This window comes from Pseudomonas sp. RA_35y_Pfl2_P32, from assembly GCF_963970735.1.
GTDB lineage: Bacteria > Pseudomonadota > Gammaproteobacteria > Pseudomonadales > Pseudomonadaceae > Aquipseudomonas.
This window is the reverse complement of sequence record NZ_CAXAQF010000035.1, coordinates 19,664-40,564: the sequence shown is the minus strand read 5'-3', so window position 1 is coordinate 40,564 and position 20,901 is coordinate 19,664. Positions and strand designations below refer to the sequence as shown.

Annotated in this window: 18 protein-coding genes; 7 read left to right on the top strand and 11 right to left on the bottom strand. The window is 61.8% G+C overall.

Annotated elements, in window-relative coordinates:
- Nucleotides 1-552: 552 nt before the first annotated feature.
- From AACY45_RS25770 to AACY45_RS25740, 7 genes are all read right to left on the bottom strand, one after another.
- Nucleotides 553-990, bottom strand: a complete 438-nt coding sequence (locus tag AACY45_RS25770) for an Lrp/AsnC family transcriptional regulator (protein WP_339548224.1) — start codon at nt 988-990, stop codon at nt 553-555.
- Entirely contained in the window at nt 987-2,381 is a 1,395-nt protein-coding gene (thrC, locus tag AACY45_RS25765) for a threonine synthase (protein ID WP_339548223.1), read from the bottom strand. Before thrC ends, AACY45_RS25770 begins: the two co-directional genes overlap by 4 nt.
- Before the next feature lie 16 nt (nt 2,382-2,397).
- Nucleotides 2,398-3,288, bottom strand: coding sequence for a LysR substrate-binding domain-containing protein (locus AACY45_RS25760; protein WP_339548222.1), 891 nt, complete (start codon nt 3,286-3,288; stop codon nt 2,398-2,400).
- Between the two features lie 59 nt (nt 3,289-3,347).
- The gene (locus AACY45_RS25755; RefSeq protein WP_339548221.1) at nt 3,348-4,778 is read right to left on the bottom strand and encodes an amino acid permease; all 1,431 of its coding nucleotides are present in this window, start codon (nt 4,776-4,778) and stop codon (nt 3,348-3,350) included.
- A gap of 141 nt (nt 4,779-4,919) precedes the next feature.
- Entirely contained in the window at nt 4,920-6,197 is a 1,278-nt protein-coding gene (locus AACY45_RS25750; RefSeq protein WP_339548220.1) for a cystathionine gamma-synthase family protein, read from the bottom strand.
- Between the two features lie 223 nt (nt 6,198-6,420).
- Nucleotides 6,421-7,836: an amino acid permease gene (locus AACY45_RS25745; protein ID WP_339548219.1), complete on the bottom strand. Its 1,416-nt coding sequence runs from the start codon at nt 7,834-7,836 to the stop codon at nt 6,421-6,423.
- A 128-nt stretch (nt 7,837-7,964) separates the two neighbouring features.
- Nucleotides 7,965-8,999 carry a histone deacetylase family protein gene (locus tag AACY45_RS25740; protein WP_339548218.1) on the bottom strand — a complete coding sequence of 345 codons (1,035 nt, stop codon included), beginning with the start codon at nt 8,997-8,999 and terminating at the stop codon, nt 7,965-7,967.
- 119 nt (nt 9,000-9,118) lie between these two features.
- Here AACY45_RS25740 and AACY45_RS25735 point away from each other — a divergent pair, with 119 nt between their 5' ends.
- Entirely contained in the window at nt 9,119-9,661 is a 543-nt protein-coding gene (locus tag AACY45_RS25735) for an Lrp/AsnC family transcriptional regulator (RefSeq protein WP_339548217.1), read from the top strand.
- Between the two features lie 170 nt (nt 9,662-9,831).
- On the opposite strand, the gene AACY45_RS25730 is transcribed toward AACY45_RS25735, so the two are convergent.
- From AACY45_RS25730 to AACY45_RS25720, 3 genes are all read right to left on the bottom strand, one after another.
- The gene (locus AACY45_RS25730) at nt 9,832-11,691 is read right to left on the bottom strand and encodes an ABC transporter ATP-binding protein (protein ID WP_339548215.1); all 1,860 of its coding nucleotides are present in this window, start codon (nt 11,689-11,691) and stop codon (nt 9,832-9,834) included.
- A gap of 94 nt (nt 11,692-11,785) precedes the next feature.
- Nucleotides 11,786-12,814, bottom strand: coding sequence for an LLM class oxidoreductase (locus AACY45_RS25725; RefSeq protein WP_339548213.1), 1,029 nt, complete (start codon nt 12,812-12,814; stop codon nt 11,786-11,788).
- Complete coding sequence (locus tag AACY45_RS25720) at nt 12,811-14,238, bottom strand: MFS transporter (protein WP_339548211.1); 1,428 nt, start codon at nt 14,236-14,238, stop codon at nt 12,811-12,813. Before AACY45_RS25720 ends, AACY45_RS25725 begins: the two co-directional genes overlap by 4 nt.
- Before the next feature lie 129 nt (nt 14,239-14,367).
- On the opposite strand from AACY45_RS25720, the gene AACY45_RS25715 reads away from it, so the two are divergent.
- The 5 genes from AACY45_RS25715 to AACY45_RS25695 all read left to right on the top strand — a co-directional run bounded on the left by AACY45_RS25715 (nt 14,368) and on the right by AACY45_RS25695 (nt 18,533).
- Nucleotides 14,368-15,258, top strand: coding sequence for a LysR substrate-binding domain-containing protein (locus tag AACY45_RS25715; RefSeq protein WP_339548209.1), 891 nt, complete (start codon nt 14,368-14,370; stop codon nt 15,256-15,258).
- Between the two features lie 133 nt (nt 15,259-15,391).
- Entirely contained in the window at nt 15,392-15,769 is a 378-nt protein-coding gene (locus tag AACY45_RS25710; RefSeq protein WP_339548207.1) for a c-type cytochrome, read from the top strand.
- A 241-nt stretch (nt 15,770-16,010) separates the two neighbouring features.
- Nucleotides 16,011-16,574, top strand: coding sequence for a DinB family protein (locus AACY45_RS25705; protein ID WP_339548205.1), 564 nt, complete (start codon nt 16,011-16,013; stop codon nt 16,572-16,574).
- A gap of 169 nt (nt 16,575-16,743) precedes the next feature.
- Nucleotides 16,744-17,472 carry an AraC family transcriptional regulator gene (locus AACY45_RS25700; RefSeq protein WP_339548203.1) on the top strand — a complete coding sequence of 243 codons (729 nt, stop codon included), beginning with the start codon at nt 16,744-16,746 and terminating at the stop codon, nt 17,470-17,472.
- An 80-nt stretch (nt 17,473-17,552) separates the two neighbouring features.
- Complete coding sequence (locus AACY45_RS25695) at nt 17,553-18,533, top strand: DMT family transporter (protein ID WP_339548201.1); 981 nt, start codon at nt 17,553-17,555, stop codon at nt 18,531-18,533.
- 104 nt (nt 18,534-18,637) lie between these two features.
- Here the strand turns inward: AACY45_RS25695 and AACY45_RS25690 are convergent, their stop codons facing one another.
- Nucleotides 18,638-19,531, bottom strand: a complete 894-nt coding sequence (locus AACY45_RS25690; RefSeq protein WP_339548200.1) for a LysR family transcriptional regulator — start codon at nt 19,529-19,531, stop codon at nt 18,638-18,640.
- 94 nt (nt 19,532-19,625) lie between these two features.
- Here AACY45_RS25690 and AACY45_RS25685 point away from each other — a divergent pair, with 94 nt between their 5' ends.
- Nucleotides 19,626-20,792 (top strand): MFS transporter, encoded by a 1,167-nt coding sequence (locus AACY45_RS25685; RefSeq protein WP_339548199.1) that lies wholly within the window; start codon nt 19,626-19,628, stop codon nt 20,790-20,792.
- Nucleotides 20,793-20,901 lie beyond the last annotated feature (109 nt).

Genomic DNA, 20,901 nt, shown 5'->3' with positions numbered 1-20,901 from the left:
GAAAGGAGTTTTTACCCAGGTCGATGGCGGCGATAGCTACGTTGTTCATGAGAATGGTCTCCGATGGGCCCCTTGCGAAAGCTTAGTGAGCTATCGCAAGGGGCGGTGGGGGTAACCATTTCATTAGAGATACTCCAACGATAAAAAAGCAGGCCGGCCGGTAGGCCGCCTCGCCCGCCCTTACCACTCAGGCCGACCGGCAGGTCGCCGTGCTCTGGCTCTTGATCTTGATCCACCCGCCCCATCGGCAGGCTGAGCGAAGGTGTCCATCAGGGGGAGGCGCGTAGCGCCGTGCGGCGAAGCCGCACACATCGAGAGGAGGTGCAGCGAAGCAAACCGGAGGCGATGCCCCCGGATGGGCACCGTAGCGAAGGTACCCCGAGCCCTAGCGAGGGGCCGTACGTCAGGGGCAAAGCGTTTTGCTTCCTTTTGGGCGTTTGCAAAAGGGAGTCGCCGTAAGGGCGAAACCATAAGTAGCCGTTACCGCAGCAACGGATACACCCACAAAACCAAGATCAAAAAACCGCAACCTTCAGCCCCCCCAAACTCACCCTAGACCACCGACGACAGCACAAACGAGGTCACGGTGTTTTCCACGCCAGGCAGTGCCGATATCTGGTTCCAGACTTTGTGCACCCGCTCGGGGCTGGCGGCGCCGACGCGGAGCATCAGGTCGAACTCGCCGCTCATGACGTCACACTGGATGACTTCCGGGATGGCCCGTAGCGCCTGCAGCACTTCGGCGCCGCGCATGCGGTCGTAGCGGTAGACAAAAATCACCGCATTGATCTGCGAGGCGCCGGTATGCCCCTCCCCCGTGCGCACCGTGTATCCCTGGATCGCACCGTCACGCTCAAGCCGTTCGATGCGCTGGCGCACGGCATTGCGCGACAGGTTGACCTTGGCCGCCAGCTCCGCATGGGCGGCCCGGGCATTGAGCCGCAGCTCGGCGATGATGCGTTCATCGAGGGGATCGAGAATACGTTTCACCAGGCCTCCCGTGGCAGCGCGCTCAGGCGTTGCTGAAGTGTTGGCAGATCATCCGCCTCGATCCGACACTCCCTGCCGCCACCCTGCTCCACCTTCGGGGCAGGCACCATCGGCAGCACAATCCCCAGTTCACCGAGCAACTGCGCCGACTTGCCGGGCGCGATCTCGCCCAGGGTCACCATCGGCGCCACCAGGCTGCGGCGATAGAGCCGGGCCGCGAGCACGCCGGTGGCCGTGTGAGGATCGATGACGTAGCCGGTGTCGCGGTGCAGCGCGCTGATTTCCTGCACCGTCTCGGCATCGCTGACCGCGTAAGAGTCGATGATCATCCGGGCCTGCAACCAGCATTCGTTGGCCATGCGCATGTCGCCACTGGCCTCGAACCCGGCCATCAGCGCACTCACCGCCTGGCCATCGCGCCCGTACAACGCCCAGAGCAGACGTTCCAGGTTGGAAAAAATCGACAGGTCCATGGCCGGCGACAGGGTTTTGTTGGCGTGCGAGCGGCCATAGTGGTTCTTCAGGAACAACTGGTGCAGGGCGTCATTCTGGTTGGTCGCGACGATAATCTGGGTAATCGGCAGCCCCATCTTCTGTGCAATGTACCCGGCATACACCTGGGCAAAGCTCGCCGCCGGCACGCTGAAACTGATGGGCCGCTGGCCCCCACCCAGTTGCAGCACCCCATGGAAATAGAACACCAGTTGCGCCAGCACACTGACCCAGTTGCTGGAGTTGAAGCTGACCGCCTGCAAGTCGGCGCACGGCCACTGCTGGAATAACCGGCTGACCAGGGTCTGGCACTGGTCAAAGCTGCCGTTGACCGCAAACCGGTGGACCCTGGGCCGGTTCACCGCCTGCAACTGCTGCCACTGCTGCGGCGCCACGCCGGTCTGCGGGTAGAGCAGCACCACGTCGACTTCCGCGCAGTGCTTGAACGCCTCGATGGCCGCCAGCCCGGTGTCGCCATTGGTGGCGCCCAGTACCACGGCCCGGCGCTGGCGCTGGCGCAGGAAGTGCTGCACCAGTTGCGCCTGCAGTTGCGCGGCAAAGTCCTTCGAGGAGCCGGTGGGCCCGTGGAACAGTTCCAGCACCCACTCGTTGCGGTCGACCTGGTGCAGGGGCGCGATGGCCCGATGGCTGAAACCGCGGCAGGCGGCCTTGAGCAACGGCCGCAAATCCGCTTCGGCAATCGCCTCGCCGATAAACGGCTGCAACACCCGCCAGGCCAGTTCGTCATAGGCCAGGGTCGACCAGTTGGCGATGTCCTGCGGGCTGAAGTGCGGAAGGTCGACGGGGACGAACAGCCCCCCATCGTCGGCCAGTCCGGATAACACGACTTTTTCGAAGTCAGCCTCTACGGCTGAACTGCGGGTACTGACATAACGCATGGTTGGCTCCGGCCATTCATTTGTGACGATGTGCCTGCTCCACCAGCCAGGTGGCAAACATGATCGCGTCGGGGTGTTCCTCGGTGCCGGCACCGCGCACCAGGTAGAACGACTCGCTGGCTTCGATGCGCTGGGCGAAGGGTTCCACCAGGCGGCCGTCCTCGAGCATTTCGAGCACCATCGAGGAGCGGGCCAGGGCAATGCCCTGGCCCAGTTCGGCCATGCGCAGGGTGGAAATCAGGGTGTCGAACTGCATGCCGGTGGAAGAATCGACGCTGTCGGCGCCGACCATCTTCAACCAGTAGCCCCACCCTTCTTCGTAGCCCAGCACGTGCAGCAACGGATGCTCGGCGACATCGGCGGGGACCTTGAGCGGCGAGCGCGCCATCAGTGCCGGCGAGCAGACCGGGAACAGGCTGTCCCAGGTCAGGCGCTGCGCCACCAGGCCAGGCCAATGGCCGTGGCCCCAGCGAATTTCCATGTCGTCCTCGCCGTCCAGTTCCTTGACCCAGATGTTGCTGATGTAGCGGATGTCCACATGCGGATGAGCCTGACGGAATCCCACCAGCTTGGGCGCCAGCCAGTGCACGAAAAACGACAGGCTGCCGCGCACCTTGATCGGCCGGCGCGTGTGCTGGCCGAAAATTTCGTTGGTGCCCACCGCCAGCCGGGTGATCGCGTCCTGCACCACGGGCAGGTAGGCCTGCCCTTCCTCGGTCAACCCCAGGCCACGGGGCAAGCGCTTGAACAGCGCCACCCCCAGATGGCTTTCGAGCTGGCGGATCTGCTGGCTGACCGCGCCCTGGGTCAGGAACAACTCGTCGGCGGCGTGGGTGAAGTTCAGGCAGCGGGCAGACACCTCGAAGGCCCGCAACCAGTTCAACGGGGGTAAGGTTTTTTGCTTCATGGCCTGGACCTCTGTGACACCCCCGCACCGAGCGAATCTGCCCAGCCCGTCGACGCTGGCTAGAACGCATCGGACGGTTGTGCCAAGGGGGCAAGCGCCAAGCGGCGCTCACGACTTTTGCGGGTAATGTAATACACGAAGTAGCACCAGGCGATGAAGGGCAGGCCGAAGTACAGGGCCACGCGCTGCTCAGGGTCGAAAGCGATGCCGACACAGGCCAGGCTGCAGCAGACCAACGCTCCCAAAGGCACCCACGGATAACCCCGGACCCGGAACTTGAGGTCGCGGATATCACCGCCGTTGGCCACGTAGTGCCGGCGAAAGGCGATCTGGCTGGCGGCGATGCTCATCCAGACCACCACCACGGCCAGACCGGAAATCGACACCAGGGCCAGGTAGATGGTGTCGGCGGCAAACACGCTGCTGAGCAGGGAAGCGGCGCCCCCGGCCATGCTCACGATGATCGCGTTGAGCGGCGTGCCCATGCGGGTCAGGGCCGAGAATTGCTTGGGCAGGTGCCCCTGGTCGCTGAGGGTCCAGAGCATCCGCGAGGCGGCGTACAACCCGGAATTGGCTGCCGACAGCAAGGCCGTGATGATCACGAAGTTCATGATGTCGGCGGAGTACGGAATGCCGATGTAGGTGAACACCGTGACAAACGGACTCTCCACCAACCCGGCCTGCTCACGGGGCAACAGGGTCGCGAGGACAAAGATGGTGCCGACAAAAAAGATCGCCAGGCGCAGCACGGTGGTGCGGATGGCCCGCGGCACATTGCGTTGCGGGTCCTTGGTTTCGCCGGCGGCGATGCCGATCAACTCGGTGCCGGAGAAGGCAAAGGCCACTGCCAGCAAGGTCATGGCAATCGGCATGAAGCCGGTGGGGAACAAGCCTTCCCGGGTGAAATTGCCCAGGCCGATGCTGTGCACCTGGTCGATGTTCAACAGGCCGAGAATCGCCCCGCCGCCAATCACCAGGAACACCACCACCGTGATCACCTTGATCAGCGACAACCAGAATTCGGTCTCGGCAAACAGGCGCACCGAAACCACGTTGGTCAAAAACACCACCCCGGCAAACAGGGCGCTCCAGATCCACACCGGGGTGTCCGGGAACCAGCGCGTCATGAGGATGCCGGCGGCGGTGAACTCCGAGCCGATGGCCACCGTCCAGGTCAGCCAATAGAGCCAGGCCACCGTGTAGCCGGTGCCCGGGCCGAGGAAGCGCGTGGCGTAGGTGCTGAAGGAGCCGGTTTCCGGCATCTGCACCGCCAGTTCGCCAAGGCACATCATGACCATGTAGACCATCAGCGCGCCGATGATGTACGCAATCACCGCCCCCAGCGGGCCGGCCTGGTTGACGGTGTAGCCGGAGGTGAGGAACAGGCCGGTGCCAATCACGCCGCCCAAGGCCAGCATGACGATGTGGCGGGTCTGCATCTCCTGTTTGAAACCGGAACGCGGGTCGAGTTGTTGTTCTTTTATGGACATGGTTGTTCTCATGAAAGGGGTTAGAGCACGCACTGGCGCCTGCGCTCGGTTGCCCGGCACAGACGCACCCAGGTTTTATTGTTATGGCTCTTCATGAATCCCCACCGGCGGTCTCGCCGTGGGGCGGGTGACGCGCAATCGTCAGCCTGCGACCTCGGCGCAGGACGCAAGGCTGGTCAGGTCTGCCCGGGATGCGGACGGCGCCTCCCGAACGTGCCGGACATAGGCAAACGCCTGCTGCAGATCCGCGAGCAGGTCATCGGTGTCTTCGATGCCGACCGAGACCCGCACCAGCCCTTCGGAGATCCCCAGGGCGAGACGCTCCTCTAGGGTGTTCTCGACGTGACTGGTGGTGCGGGCCGGGCCGTAGATGGTTTCCACCGCCCCCAGGTTGCCCGCGCAATGGGCAAACCGCAGGCGCGGCAGCAGCACTTTGACGGTGTCCATGCCCCCCACCAGCACGAAGCTGACGATGGCGCCAAAGCCGCGCATCTGCGCAGCAGCGACACTGTGGTTCGGGTGGCTGGGCAACCCGGGGTAGTTGACCGACTCCACCAGCGCTTCGGTACACAGGTAGTCCGCCAGGACGCGGGCGCTGTGTTGCTGTTGGCGCATGCGCAGCACCAGGGTCTTGATGCCACGGATGATCAGGTAGGCCGAGAACGGGTCGAGGGACGCGCCGTTGATTTCCCGGTAGTGCCGGACCTGGGCCATCAGGGTTTCGCCGCCGCACACCAGGCCGCCGAGCACGTCGCCATGGCCGCTGAGAAACTTGGTCGCGCTGTGGATCACCACATCCACGCCCAGCGCCAGGGGATTCTGGTTCAAGGGGGTGGCAAAGGTATTGTCGGCCACCACCAGCGCACCGACACGTTTGGCCGCGGCGACCAGACGCTGGATGTCGAGAATTTTCAGGGTCGGGTTGGTCGGGGTTTCCAGGTACAGCACGCGGCAGCCCTTGGCGATTTGCGCTTCGATCTCGGCGTGATCGAAGGTCTCGCACAAGGTCACCTGCACCCCCATGCGCGGCAGGAATTCTTCGAAGATCTTGTTGGTGCCGCCGTAGCTGTCCTTGGTCGACACCACCCGGTCACCGTTGGCCAGGAAGGTGTAGAGCACGCTGCTGATGGCCGCCATGCCGCTGCTGAACGCCACCGCGGACTCGGCCTGTTCCAGCTGGCGGATCTTCGCTTCCAGGGTCTCCACCGTCGGGTTGCTCATACGGCTGTAGATGAAGCCGGGGGCCTTGCCCAACGCCACGTCGTACCAGACATCGATGTCGTCGTAGGCGTAGGCGGCACTGGCGACGATCGGCGTTTGCGTGGCGTTGTAAGGATGCCCGCCCTGCTCCCCGCCCCAGACCGCACGGGTCCCCGCGCCGGCATGGGTGAGTCCTGCGCTGTCAGGTTTTTTATTCATAGAGACTTCTCGCACTAAGGATGGCGAGCGTTCAGCCACTCACCGGGTATGGCGGCCAATATAGGGAAATACGCCGCCCCCGAGAAACGATGGAATCGGTGGCAAAGGGGCGGTTTTTTTAATGGCTGGGCAGGTGCGAACGGCAAAACAAAAACTCAAAGGAGGATGCCCGCGCACCCTCCTTTGAGCCCATGGTCAGCGTGCTCGGAACAAAACGCGGGCGTCAGCGCGCCGGTCTGATGACCTGGTTGCCCAGGCTGCGCTTGCGCCAGTGTGAGAGTTGATAGGCCACGGCCAGCCAAATGAACCAGGCGGGCATCACGCACAGCGCCAGCCGGGTGTCGGGCCGCAGGGCCAGCAATGACAGGACAAAGGCCAGGAACGCCAGGGAAAACCAGGCCATGGGCACCCCACCCGGCATCTTGTACCGGGACTTGGCGTGCAGGTCGGGCCGGGCTTTGCGGTAAGCAATGTAGGACGCCAGGATGGTCGACCAGGTAAAGATCACCAGGATCGCCGACACCGTGGACACGATGGTGAAGGCGGTCATCACCTCAGGGATGATGAACAGCAGCAACACCCCCAGCAACATCAGGAAGGTGGTGAACGCCAGACTGATGAACGGAACGCTGTGCCGGGACAGGCGCCGGAAAATACCCGGGGCATTGCCCAGGTCGGCCAGGCCGAACAGCATGCGGCTGGAGGAGAACACCCCGCTGTTGGCCGACGATGCCGCCGAGGTCAGCACGACAAAGTTGACGATGCCGGCGGCGGCAGGAAAACCGGCGATCAGGAACAGTTCGACAAACGGACTTTTGTTCGGCGACACCTGCTGCCAGGACGTCACGGCGATGATGCAAGCGAGCGCCAGCACGTAGAACAGGATAATCCGCAGCGGGATGGAGTTGATGGCCTTGGGCAGGGTCTTCTCCGGCGACTGGGTCTCCGCCGCGGCGGTGCCAATCAATTCGGTACCGGCAAAGGAAAAAATTGCCATCTGGAAACCGGCGAAAAATCCGAACAGGCCATTGGGAAAGGCCGCCTGCTGGTCCAGCAAGTGCGTCAGGGAGGCTGTCACTCCGGTCGGAGAGACGAAGGAGCTGGCGATCAGTACCACGCTCACGCCGATCAGGGTCACGACGGCAATGATCTTGATGATCGCGAACCAGAACTCCACCTCACCGAACAGCCTGACGGTCAGCACGTTCAAGGCGAAGAGGGTCAGCATCATGCCGACTGCCGGCATCCAGGCCGGAACGTCGGGGAACCAGTATTGAAAGAACCCGCCGACGACGACCGCATCCCCGACTACGGCCACACTCCAGCTCAACCAGTAGGACCAGCCGAGGAAGAAGGCGGCACGAGGACCAAGGTAGGCCCCGGCAAAGTCGGCGAAACTCTTGAAGTTGAGGTTGGATAACAGTAACTCGCCCATGGCGCGCATTACAAAATAAACAAAAAGACCAATGATCATGTAGATCAGGATGATCGAGGTGCCGGACAGCGCAATGATCTTGCCCGAGCCCATGAACAGCCCGGTGCCAATGGCACCGCCCATGGCCATCAGTTGTATATGGCGATTACTGAGCGTGCGCTGCAGTTCCGGCCTTTGAGTTATTCCAGGCGTGGTTGTCTTCATCACAAAACCTCTTGATCTTATGTTTTTGAGTTTTGGCAGAAAGGAAAGGCGTGTTTTTCAGCTCTGAGGCTGGCACCGGCAAGCGTGCTCGGCGCCATGGGTTGGCTGAATGTGCGGGTAACCGACGATCAACGCTGCCGGCTCTCGAAACCATGCAGGACGTTGACCGCATTGATGCCAATTTCATCCACCATGTAGCCGCCCTCCATGACAAAGAGCGTCGGTACACCCACGCTGGCGATCACTTCACCGATGCCGACAAAGTCCTGGCTTTCCAGAAGGAAGTGACTGATAGGGTCGTCCTTGAACGTATCGACCCCCAGGGAGATCACCACTACATCCGGCGAGAAGTTGCGCAGGTTGTTGCAGGCGTGGACCAGGGCAGCCTGATAGCTCTGCCAGGTGGTGTTTTTCGCCAAGGGATAGTTCAGGTTGAAACCTTCACCCGCCCCCACCCCGCGCTCCGAACTGAATCCCGAGTAATAGGGGTAGGAAACCGCCGGCTCTCCGTGCAGGGACGCGAACATCACATCGCTGCGCTCATAGAAGATGTTTTGCGTGCCGTTGCCGTGATGGAAGTCCACGTCCAGCACCGCGACACGTCGGGCGCCTTGGGTCACCGCGTGTTGGGCGGCAATCGCGGCGTTGTTCAAGTAGCAGTAGCCGCCCATGTATTCCCGGGCGGCATGGTGTCCGGGCGGACGACACAAGGCAAAGGCGCTGCGCTGGCCTTCGTCGATCAACGCCAGTGCGGTGAGTGCGATATCGGCGCTGGTCCTGGCGGCGTCCCAGGTGGTGGCGGTAATCGGCGAACCGGCATCCATGGCAAAGAAACCGAGTTTGCCATCGATGAATTCGGGTACCTGCTCATTGGCCAGGTCGCGTACCGGCCAGACCAGGGGCAAGGCATCATGGCTGCGGCCGGTGGCGGTCCACTCGCTCCATGCGGTTTCCAGAAAGGCCACGTAGCGCTCACTGTGGGCGTTGACGTAGCAGGAGCGGTCAAACGGCCGCGGCACGATGATGTCGCCCAGCCCCACATGCTGGACCCGGTCACGCACGGTATCGGCCCGGCTTGGCTGCTCGAAGGAAGGCTTGAGCACCCCGTCTTTCAACTCGGTGCCATGGTGCAATCGATGGGAATCGCTGAAAACAGTAAGCATTGCTACGCATCCGTCAGTGTGATCGTGATACGCATTTTGTTCCGACCCGACCGGGCTTTCTTTGCTTTTAATTCTCGCCAAACTAGAATCTTGGGTAATATTTTTCTGATAAAGCCGCCATGACGAAAATAAAATCCAATCACGTTGTACTCGATGACACCGACCTGGCCATCCTCGCCCTGCTGCAGGAGGACGCGAGCATTTCCAACGCCGAATTGAGTGAACGCCTGTCGTTAAGCCTCACGCCTTGCTGGAGGCGGCGTAAACGCATGGAAGAAGAAGGCGTGATCAAGGACTACCAGGCCAACCTGGATCGGCGGATGCTCGGCCTGGACATCATGGCCTTCGTGCACATTCGTTTTTCCACCCATACCGATCACACCCCGGAAGCCTTCGAAGCGGTGATCATGCAGCTTCCGGAAGTCTTGTCGTGCCACAAGATCACCGGCGACGCCGACTACCTGTTGCAGGTACTGGCCCAGGACCTGGACAGTTACAGTGACTTCGTCGAGAGCGTGCTGAGAAGGCAGCTGGGGATCGCCTCGATCCAGTCGAGCCTGGCCTTGCGCGAGGTCAAGACCACCAGCCGCATCGCGATACCAGGGGCACCGGCCAGCCAGCCGCGGCGCAACAAAATCGAGGCGCCGGCAAAAATACGCTAGAACCCGCTTGCTGAAATCGCCCGCCTTTTATCCGCTCTGCCCGCTTGCACACGCTTGCCCTGCGCGGACAACACAATCAATTGCGCTCCCGCCAGCATGCGGTAGGACGGTGCTTCGTGAACAACCACCAGGCGCAGGCGATGGCGTAGACCCCTACGCCACCTTCACGCTCACACCTGATCCATCGCCTCGACCACGCCCTGGTCCTCCCCCAGAAACCCGCCGCTTTGATGCTGCCAGAGTCGCGCATAGACGCCGTTTTTGCCGAGCAGTTCGGTGTGGGTGCCCTGTTCGATGATGTGCCCGTCATCCATGACGACGAGTCGGTCCATGGCCGCAATCGTCGACAGCCGATGGGCGATGGCGATCACCGTCTTGCCCTGCATCATGTCATCGAGGCTTTCCTGAATGGCCACTTCGACTTCCGAATCCAGTGCGCTGGTGGCCTCGTCCAGCAGCAGGATCGGGGCGTTCTTGAGCATCACCCGGGCAATCGCGACGCGTTGGCGCTGGCCGCCGGACAGCTTGATGCCCCGCTCGCCCACCAGGGTGTCGTAGCCGGTGTGGCCCTGCCGGTCGCTCAGTTGGTTGATGAACCCGTCGGCCTGGGCACTGGCCGCGGCGCTGCGGATCTGCGCATCGGTTGCATCGGGACGGCCGTAGGCGATGTTGTCGCGAATGGAACGGTGCAGCAGGGACGTATCCTGCGTGACCATGCCGATGGAGGCACGCAGGCTGTCTTGCGTCACGTGTGCGATGTTCTGGCCGTCAATGCGAATCTCCCCGCTGTCGACGTCATAGAAGCGCAGCAGCAAGTTGATCAGCGTGGATTTACCCGCGCCAGAGCGGCCAACCAGGCCGATTTTTTCGCCCGGGCGGATGCTCAGGCTCAGGCCATCGAGCACTTGGCGTTCGCCGTTGTAGTTGAAGCTCACCTTGTCGAAGGTGACCGCCCCACCGCGGGTCACCAGCTCGCTGGCACCGGGTGCGTCCTGCACCTGGGTGCCCAGGGTCAGCGTCGCCATGCCATCTTGTACGGTGCCGATGCTCTCGAACAGCGAGGTCATCTGCCACATGACCCAATTCGACATGCCATTGATACGCAGCGCCATGGCAATGATTGCTGCCACGGCGCCTGCGCCGACCTCACCCTGGTGCCATAGCCACAGGGCATAACCACCGGCTGCCATGATCAACGCCACCACCAATGCCTGGTTGACGATCTCGAACTGGCTGACCAGGCGCATCTGGCGAAAACCGGTCTGCTTGAAATCCTCCATCGCTGCACGCGCGAAGTGCGCTTCACGATTGGAGTGGGAGAACAGCTTCACCGTCGTGATGTTGGTGTAGGCGTCCGAGATACGCCCGGTCATCATCGACCGCGCATTGGCCTGTTCCTGCCCGACTTTCCCCAGTCGGGGCACGAAGTACCACATGGCCAGGCCGAACAACACGACCCAGGCAACAAAAGGCAGCATCAGTTTCAGCGCGAAACCGCCGGCCAGCGCGATGATCGCAATCAAGTACACCCCGATCCCGGGTGCGATCTCGATCAGGGTGAACAGCACGTCGCGCACCGCCAGGGCCGTTTGCATCACCTTGGTGGTGACTCGGCCGGAAAACTCATCGGAAAAAAACGACAGGCTTTGCCGCAGCATCAGTCGATGGAAGTCCCAGCGCAGGCGCAACGGCAAATTGATCGCCAAGATCTGGTGCTGCACCATGGTGCGCAACGCCACCAGAGCGACGCTGGTCACCATGACGATGCCCATGCCCCACAACACGCGACTTTCCTGTGCCGCCGCCTCACCGCCTGCCTGCCAGGTCGAGAGCAGGTCCACGACCTGCCCAAGGAAAAAAAACAGCCAGGCTTCGTAGATCGACACACCGGCACTGAGCAGCGCAAGCGCCAGGATGTAACCGCGGGCACCCCGCGTACAGGCCCACAGGAAGCGGGCCAGGCCGTTGGGTGGCGGGGGGACCTCATCAGGAGGAAAAGGGTCGAGCCGGCGTTCAAACGCACCAAGCATGGTGTTCTCCAACATCATCAAGTTGAGGAGATTCTGCCATTGAATGGTTGCCTTGAGGGTTTTGCAAAGTGGAGGCCCGGCGCTCGACTCGTCTTCACCATGACACCTTTAGACCAGCAGGCCCCTGATGGGATGGAAAGAGCGGCAGCACGTCTTCGGCCAGTTCCTGGACGACCTCTGCGGCTGGTCGCTGGGAAAACTGGATGCCCAAGGCCGCATGGTTGACCCCGGCAGCGCGCCACTCACCCAACAGATCAATCAGCCCTTTGCGCCCGGTGCGCAGCACATACCCCCCCTGCAACGGTGTGCGGGGGTGGTTGGGATCCTCCACCAGATCGAGCCACTCATTGGTCATATGGGGCCGGAACCCGCCGTCTGGAATCAACGTGCGCCAGGCCTGGATCTTTGCCGCCAAACGTGTGGGCCCTTCAGGTGTGTGGGTCGCTTCGGGAAAGGTCAGCCAGCCATCCGCCTGCTCTGCGATCCAGGCCAGGGACTGGCGGGACGAACCGGTCACCATCAAGGGAATGGCACCCGCCACCGGTTGGGGCAAAAACTCGGCACCGGCGATGCATCCCAAGGGCGAATCGATGACGGCGGCTTGCCCACCGGTGAGCTGACGAAAATACGCCACCGCCTGCGCAAACCGCTCGCCACGCTCGGCATGCTTGAGACCGTAGGCGGGAAACTCAAGCGGCCGGTCACCCGATGCAATGCCCAGGACGAGGCGGCCACCGGAGAGTTGGTCGATCGTCGCCGAGGCCTTGGCCAGGTCAATGGGATGGCGCAGCGAAAAAATCGCACTGCCGGTTGCCAACGCAATCGTCTTCGTCTGGGCGGCCAGAAACGCCAAGTAAGTGAAGGGGTCGAACACCTGGCCGGCATCACCGAACGCCGGATCAAACAGCGGAACGTCCCTCACCCAGACGGCGGCAAAACCAAGGCGGTCAATGTCCCGGACAATCTGCGCCTGCCCGGCCAGCACCGCCATGTCACCTTGATAGAAGCGCAAGGGCAGGAAAATCCCCAGCGTCAATTCCTGGGGCGCGAACATGCGCCGGTAGCCGGGATGGCTGGCGAAAGCCAAAGCGGATTGTCCGCCACGGTGATCGATGCAATTCATGGTCGCTCTCCGGGCTCAAGCGCCTGCAGTGGGAAGGAGGATGGGCCAGCCGACTTGCCCGGCAGGATGAGCGCGGCACAGACCACACCGATCACCACCATGCCGGCGGACACCAAAATGGCGTAGCTGAAGCCTTGCGCCGCGCTGCCACCCTCGGCCAGCACGGCGATGCTGACTGCCACCCCCATCGCCAGGCCCACGGCGGAACCTACCTCTTGGGTGGTGGTGAGCATGCCGCCGGCCAAGCCGTGGTCGAGCGCATCAACGCCCTCGATCCCGGCCACCGTCCAGGCGGGAAACGCGACGCCGTAGCCCATGCCCGCCAACAGGGTGCCGGGAAGTATGGAAGCGGCCCAGGAGGCGTCCGCGGCCAACGAGCTCCCCAGCAGCGCCAGGCCGCTGATGAACAGGATCAAGCCGCCCAGGATCACCGGCTTGGTAGTGACCTTGGCGATCAGGGTCGGTCCCACCCAGGCGCTGGAGAGCGTGAAGGCAATCGCCATCGGCAGCAGCCCCAATCCGGTCTGGGTGGCGCTGAAGCCGAGGATTTGCTGCATGTACAGCGCCACGACCACAAAGGTCGGGCCCAGCGCGGTGTTCGCCAGCAGCGAGACCAGGTTCGCCCCGCCGGTCAGGCGCCGCCAGAACATCGGGATCGGCATCAACGGTTGTTTGACCTTGCTTTCGACCCAGACAAACAAGGCCAGCAAGCCCATGGCCAGGGCGATCAATCCATACGTGATGGGCGACGCGAGGCCAACGTGCTCGCTGTTGGCAAAGGCGAACACCAACGTTGCCGCACCCGCCGCGACCAGCACTGCACCGCCGGTGTCCAGGCGACCCGCGGCCCTTGCACCGTCGCGCTTGCCCGCAGGGAGATGACTGGCCAGGGCAATGACCAGCACGCCAACGGGCACGTTGATCCACAGCACCCAGCGCCATCCCATGAGGTCGGTGATGATGCCTCCCAGGATCAGGCCCGCGACGAACCCTGTCGCGGCCACGGCCGTCCAGGCCCCCAGCGCTCGATTGCGCGACGTCTCATCGGTAAACAGCGCCAGCAATAACGAAAAGGCCGCAGGAGAAAACAACGCCGCACCAAAGCCCTGCAGGGCCCGGGTGAAGATCAGCATCGCCGGGCTCTGTGAAAAGCCACCGAGCAACGAGCCAAGGGTAAAGATCACCAATCCGATCAGAAACACGCGGCGCCGGCCAAACAGGTCGGCAGCTCGCCCCCCCAACAGCAGGAACCCGGCAATGGCCACACCGTAGGCATTGATGACCCACTGCAAGGCGCCGGGGGTAAAGCCCAGGCTGTGCTGAATCTGCGGCAAGGGAATCATGGTGATGGAGAAGTCGAGCAGTGCAACGAATTGGGTGGTGCACAGCAATATGAGGCACAGCCGCCAACGTGGGTTGTTCATACAGGCATCCTGATTGATATAGTTTTACTAAAGCTTCTTAGTCGCGCTAAACGAACGGTATAATCGCCGCCGTCCTGCTCCAGCGGAAACGATCATTTCTGCGCACTGACTTTAGGAAAACTAAACTTTATGGCGACCTCACTGCCCCTGCTCGCCCTGCGTACCTTCGTCGAGGTTGGCCAACGCGGCAGCATCAAGGCTGCCGCTCAAGCGCTGAGCGTCACCTCCGGTGCGGTCAGCCAACAGATCCGCCTGCTGGAAGATCGAATCGGCCTGGCGCTGTTCACCCGCCAGAGAAGCGGCTTGCGCCTGACCGAAGCAGGAGCCCGCGTTCACCCTTCCCTGCTCCAGGCGTTCGAGCAAATGGAGCAAGCGCTGCAGTCGCTGGAACAGATCAAGTCTCGCCAGACCCTGACGGTCAGTACGGTCGCAACGTTCGCCGCGTCGTGGCTGGTGCCGCGCCTGGGGCGTTTCAACCTGCGCCATCCGCACATTGAAGTACGGGTCGAGGCGACTTCCGCGGTGGTCGACATGCGCCGCGATCATGTGGATGTGGCACTGCGACACGGCTTGGGGGTCTACCCCAACCTGCACGTGACCCACCTGATGGCGCCTGTCCTGGTGCCGGTGGCCAGCCCCGGGTTCATGGCCGGGCGCTCCGGGCCTGGAGAGCCGGAGGAGTGCCTCGACTTTCCCCTGTTGCACGACTCTGAACGGGCAGACTGGCCCTTGTGGCTCACGGCACATGGGGTGGCAGAAGACCCACGCGCAGAACGCGGGACGGCGTTTGAAGATGACTTTCTGCTGATTCGCGCAGCGGAGGCCGGCCAGGGGCTGGCCCTGGTGCCCGTTGAATACGCCAGGGACGAAATCGCTGCCGGCCGCCTCGTGCAAGTCATGGATAAACCTTGGCCGGCTCGCTTTGCCTACTACGTCGTGACTCAACCGGATGCGATGCGGCGCGATGAGGTCAAGGCGTTTGTGGAGTGGGTCATGGAAGAAGCACAGGGCATGGCCTAGCCCCCCCTGCGGCTATCGCACCGGGTGCCTGGGCATCTGAAATGACTGTGTGTGCCGACACATTGGCTGATATCTTCCCCGCGCACCGAATCGCGTCCACTCGACGCCGACCCCATCAAGGAAGATGAAAACCATGAACGTAGTGTTCATCGCTTCGCTAGCAGCCTTATCGCTCGTTCAAACATCACTGTCCTTCGCGGACAATGCCAATGGGAAAAATCTCTATGTACAGAGATGCTCCATGTGCCACGGAACGGATATCAAAGGAACGGGGCCACTGGCAAACAAGAGCAATCCCCCTACCCCTGACTTGACAAGCGCCACGTTCAAAAAACGCTTGCATGATTATCCGGGCGTTATTGTCTCCTCGATAATCCTGCGCCCCAATGGCGACTTGATTCCCAGGACCTTGCGCGAGAACGGCGTAAAGCTGGTGCCGCACGCTTGGAGCGTTAACGATTTTCGCGATTTGAATCAATACATGAGCGGTGTGATTTCAAGAACCCGATGACTGCGAGATATGACGTGGATGGCTCTCATGTGGATGTCTCAATCATTCTGAACGGAAAAAGACTACGGTTTTACCGCTGGGCGTATTTACATCGCTGCGCCTTCAACAGGCCAGAGCAGCGCGTTAGGGCAAGGTAAAGCAGATGGCCGCGCGGATGTTATTGCGGCGTTGACGCACGTATCGTAGTCACTCGAAACCGAGCCGGTTTCCCCCGTCGTCTGCTGGCAAAAGGATGAGCACCATGACCCGCACCCGCCATATCCACCTACTGGCGACCTACAACCAGTGGATGAACACAAAGCTGTATGAGGCCGCCAGCAGCCTGTCAGATGAAGCGCTCTGCGTGGATCGGAAAGCCTTCTTTGGCTCAATTCTCGGGACGTTGAACCACCTGGTGGCCGGCGACACTGTCTGGCTGCAGCGATTCGCCACCCACCCAGCAAACTACCTGACCCTGGGACCGATTCGCCAACTTCCCGTCCAGCGCCTCGATCAGTTGCTGTTCCCGGATATCCGCAAACTGTCGGCACATCGCGTGTGGCTTGATCAGCAAATTGTCCAGTGGTCTGGCTCCATTGCAGAGTCGGACCTGGATCACACCCTTCATTACACCAGCATGAAGGGAGTACCCGCTGACAAGAACTTCTATGGGTTGCTCACGCATTTTTTCAACCATCAGACCCATCACCGCGGACAAGTGACGACCCTGCTTTCACAAGCGGGTGTCGACATAGGGGATACGGATCTGGTCGTGCTTATTCCATCCGAGCCTTGCGCTCTGGATAGCGCCTCCACAATGATGTAATGGCGTTATCAAGGAAGACACGCCATTGAAAATAGCTTGTGGCGCCCTGCTGTTGACCGGGCTGACGAGAGCCCTGTGGGTTTTCACTCTTGCACACGGGTGGACTCGCCCCCCTTACCCTGGGCGCTTGGCGCCTGAACATCGTCAGTCCTAGTCGAACGGTGAATCAATGTTTCTGAGCCTTGAAGTTCGCAGCTACGCGGGGGAAAGCCCTCACCACCAACATGACCATACTCAATTGGTCCTGCCGATTTCTGGCCGAATGGATATTGACGTGGACGGTCGCGGCGGCTGCATTGATCAGTCATTGGCAGCGCTGGTGACACCTGGCTCGGTGCATTCGCAGCAGACTCAGGTCGATAGTCGCTTTTTGGTTCTGGACTGTACGCCGACGACCTTGGAAACACTCCAGATCGGGCGTCTTGCTCAGCAAACATATGTGCCTATTCCTCCAGCGACACGTCGGCTGATCGAGTTCGCTGAGCTCATAGGCAACGCGCAACTCGCCATCGCGGCCTCACAGTTGGGGCCTCTGTTGTTGTCGTCCCTCAGCCCGGATACCTGCGGTTACTCAGACCCCATGGAGCAGTTGATCGCCCGTCTTCGGGCCAATCCTGGCGCTGACTGGAGTAACCCACTCATGGCTCAAGTCGCCAACATGAGCATGAGTCAACTGCACCAGCGATTCCGGCAGCTGTTCGAGATGAGTCCTCAAGCCTGGTTGACCGATTTACGCATACAAGAGGCCCAACGATGGTTGCGCGGCACCTCATTGCCGATCGCCGAGATTGCATTGCGTGCAGGTTTTTCCGACCAGGCCTCGCTGACGCGGACCATGCAGCGTTTGAGCGCCACAACCCCGGCTGTTTATCGTAAAGCGCAAAAACAGCCGCGGTAAAAAATCCCGCAGTTACCGACAATACGCCCGCGAGTCAGACGCTCCAGACTTCATGCTTTACGCTGTGGAGCGCGGGTGAAATGGTTGCTGATCGATCACTGGTGAAAGGCAGTGCCTACGGCATATGCGCAGGCCTCTGTTGGGGAGTGATTTTCCTGGGCCCGCAGCTAACGCCAGGCTTGAGCGGTTTGCAATTCGCCGTCCTCAGATTTCTCTGCTATGGCGCAATCTCGGCAGTCTTGCTTATGCCGCGCTGGAGGCGCGTTTGCGCCCATCTCACTCTGGCCGATTGGACGTCACTGTTCTGGCTTAGCCTGATAGGAAACCTCATCTACTACGCCTTGGTGGGCACCGGTGTGCAGTTAGTTGGCATTGCCACCACGTCCCTGATTGTCGGGCTCATCCCGGTACTCGTCACGTTGGCCGGTCGGCATGACGTCAACGCCGTTTCTTTGCGCAAGCTCCTGCCCTCGCTGTGCTGCGCGGTGGGTGGCGTCGTGCTTATCAGTTGGCATGCCCTGATCACTGGCGACCGACCCGATACGCTGACAACCATCGCCGGGATTTTATGCGCGACGGGCGCATTGGTGACATGGAGTTGGTTTGCGGTGAGCAACGCTCGACGGTTGGTTCAGGTAGCCAGCGTTTCCTCCCATGACTGGGCACTACTGACAGGGGTCATGACGGGCGCTCAGTCACTGCTGTTGGCGGCGCCGGTCCTGGGTTTTCAAGCGGGAACCCATGGCAGCGCCGAATGGCTGGATTTTTTCCTGGTGGCCGGTGGCGTAGCCCTTTTATCTTCGGTTGTCGGTGGCGCCTGCTGGAATCAAGCAAGCCGCCTTCTACCGTTGGCACTCAGTGGACAAGTGCTGGTGATTGAGACGTTGGCGGCGCTGGTTTTTGGATTTTCATGGGCGCATCGGTTACCCGACGCGTATGAAACGGCGGCGATTGCACTGCTGGTCACCGGTGTCCTCTGGTGCCTGAACTGTCATCGTCCTCCCCTCCCCTGTCGCCAGCAAAGTCGTCGCACGCCCGCTTGCCGTTCCAAGGCTCGGTGAGTGTTCTTCTCGCCTGGCGCGAGCCATCTGCGCCGGCGCCTCATCAGTGTGCAAAGGTGAGCTCGTCGATGGTTACCCCAATGTGAACCCAGATAACAGGCCGCTTACATCCGGTGATGTTCCAACAAGAAATCCACGAACAACCGCACCCGCGCCGGCATTGCCGAGCCACCGACGAACACCGCATGAATCGGTTCTTGGTCGCCAGGGTTCCAGGCTTCCAGCAGCGGTATCAGGTCGCCGCGCTGCAGGTCCTCGCTCACGCTGAACTCGCCGATACGCGCAATGCCGGCACCGACTCGCGCCAGTTGTGCCAGCGCTTCACCACTGCTGCATTCGATGTTGCCGCTGACCTTCAGGGAAAACTCACTGCCGTCGCGGATGAACGGCCAATTGGGTTCGGCACGCCGGAAGTTGAAGCGCAGGCAGTTGTGCCGTAGCAGGTCTTCCGGTTCCTGGGGGGTACCGTGGCGCTGCAGATACTCGGGCGATGCCACCACGACCTGGCCGGTGTCGCCGAGCCGGCGCGCGGTCAGCGGGCTGTCCGGCAGATGGCCAAAGCGCACCGCCACGTCGGCCTGGCCGCCGAGAATGTCGACGACTTCGTCGCCGAGGGTGAGGTCGACGACGATGTTCGGGTAGCGAGCGCTGAATGCTGCCACCAAGGGCACGATGGCCAGCCGCCCATGGCCAAGGGCGGCGCTGACCCGTAATCGGCCCCTGGGTACGCCCTGGTCGGCGATGGCTTCTTCGACCTCGGCCATGTCGGCCAGGATACGTCGGGCGCCGCGCAGAAAAGCCTCGCCCTCTGCGGTGAAGGTGATCGCTCGGGTGGTTCGCAACAGCAGACGGGTACCCAGACGGTGTTCGGTACGCGCGATGATCCGACTGACCGCCGAGGGTGTCAGCCCCAATGCACGCGAGGCAGCCGACAGACTGCCTTCCTGCGCCACGGTGGCGAACACGGCCATCTCACCTGACTTGCCGCTGAAGTCCATTTGTGCCCCTTACGCAAAGGTGATTGCCAGAAATGCTATCTACCGCCTGAAAAGAGTGGATCGTAGCATTAGCGGCATAGATAAGGAGCCCTCCATGCGTATCAATCCACCACTTGTCGCACTCGCCATTGGTGCCTTTGGCATCGGCGTTACCGAGTTCGCCCCCATGGGCATGTTGCCGGGTATCGCTGCGGATCTCGGCGTTTCCATTCCCGCCGCCGGCCTGTTGGTCAGTGCTTACGCCCTGGGCGTACTGCTCGGCGCGCCGCTGATGACCCTGACCACCGGCAGGATTCCCCGGCGCTATCTGCTGATCGGACTCATGGCGATTTTCACCCTGGGTAATCTGATGTCAGCCCTGGCGACCGATTACTACAGTCTGATGGTCGCCAGGGTGGTGACCTCACTGAACCACGGCGCGTTCTTTGGCGTTGGCTCCATCGTCGCCGCCAGCGTGGTCGCCCCAGAGAAACGTGCCGGGGCGGTTGCGGCGATGTTCATGGGCCTGACCCTGGCGACCATCGGCGGTGTGCCGCTTGCAGCCTGGTTTGGCGAACTGTTCGGCTGGCGCACCGCCTTCTGGGGCATTACCGGCCTCGGCGTGGTGACCATGGCCGCGTTGTGGTTCGCCCTGCCCAACTTGCCGGCGCCGCAAAGCGCCGGTGTACTGGCCGAAATCCGGGTACTGGGTCGTGGCCCGGTGCTGGGGGCGTTGGCCCTGACCGTCGTCGGCTCGGGCGCAATGTTTACTGTCTTCACCTACATCGCGCCCATCCTCAGCAGCGAGACCCACGCGTCCAGCGCTTACATCACGGCGATGCTGGTGCTGTTTGGTGTGGGGTTGACGCTGGGCAACATGTGGGGCGGGAGGGCCGCCGACCGCTCGATAGATCGCACCCTGATCGTTTCGCTGAGCGTACTGATTCTCGTCTTGCTGGCGTTCACCGTACTGATGCGTTGGCCGCTGCCGGCCGCCGTTGCCATCTTGATATGGGGTATCGCCAGCTTCGCCCTGGTGCCGCCGCTACAGATGCGCGTCATGGAAGCTGCCAAGGACGCGCCCAATCTGGCCTCGGCGGTGAACATCGGCGCCTTCAACTTCGGCAACGCGATTGGTGCGGCACTGGGCGGAGCGGTGATCAATGCCGGAATGGGTTATCCGGCGATTTCCCTGGCCGGAGCGGCTATGGCGGGTCTGGGGCTGCTGATGGTGTTGGCTTATGCCTGGCGTTCCCGAGCGACTGCAGCTGCGGTTGTGTGACGATGATGAGTGACGGCTAGCGGCCGATTCTGTTGAAAAAGTCGACTTCTGTTCCTACGGCAGAAAAGTACGCGTTCGAGATTGAAATTCGTGCGTTGCGCAGAGGGGG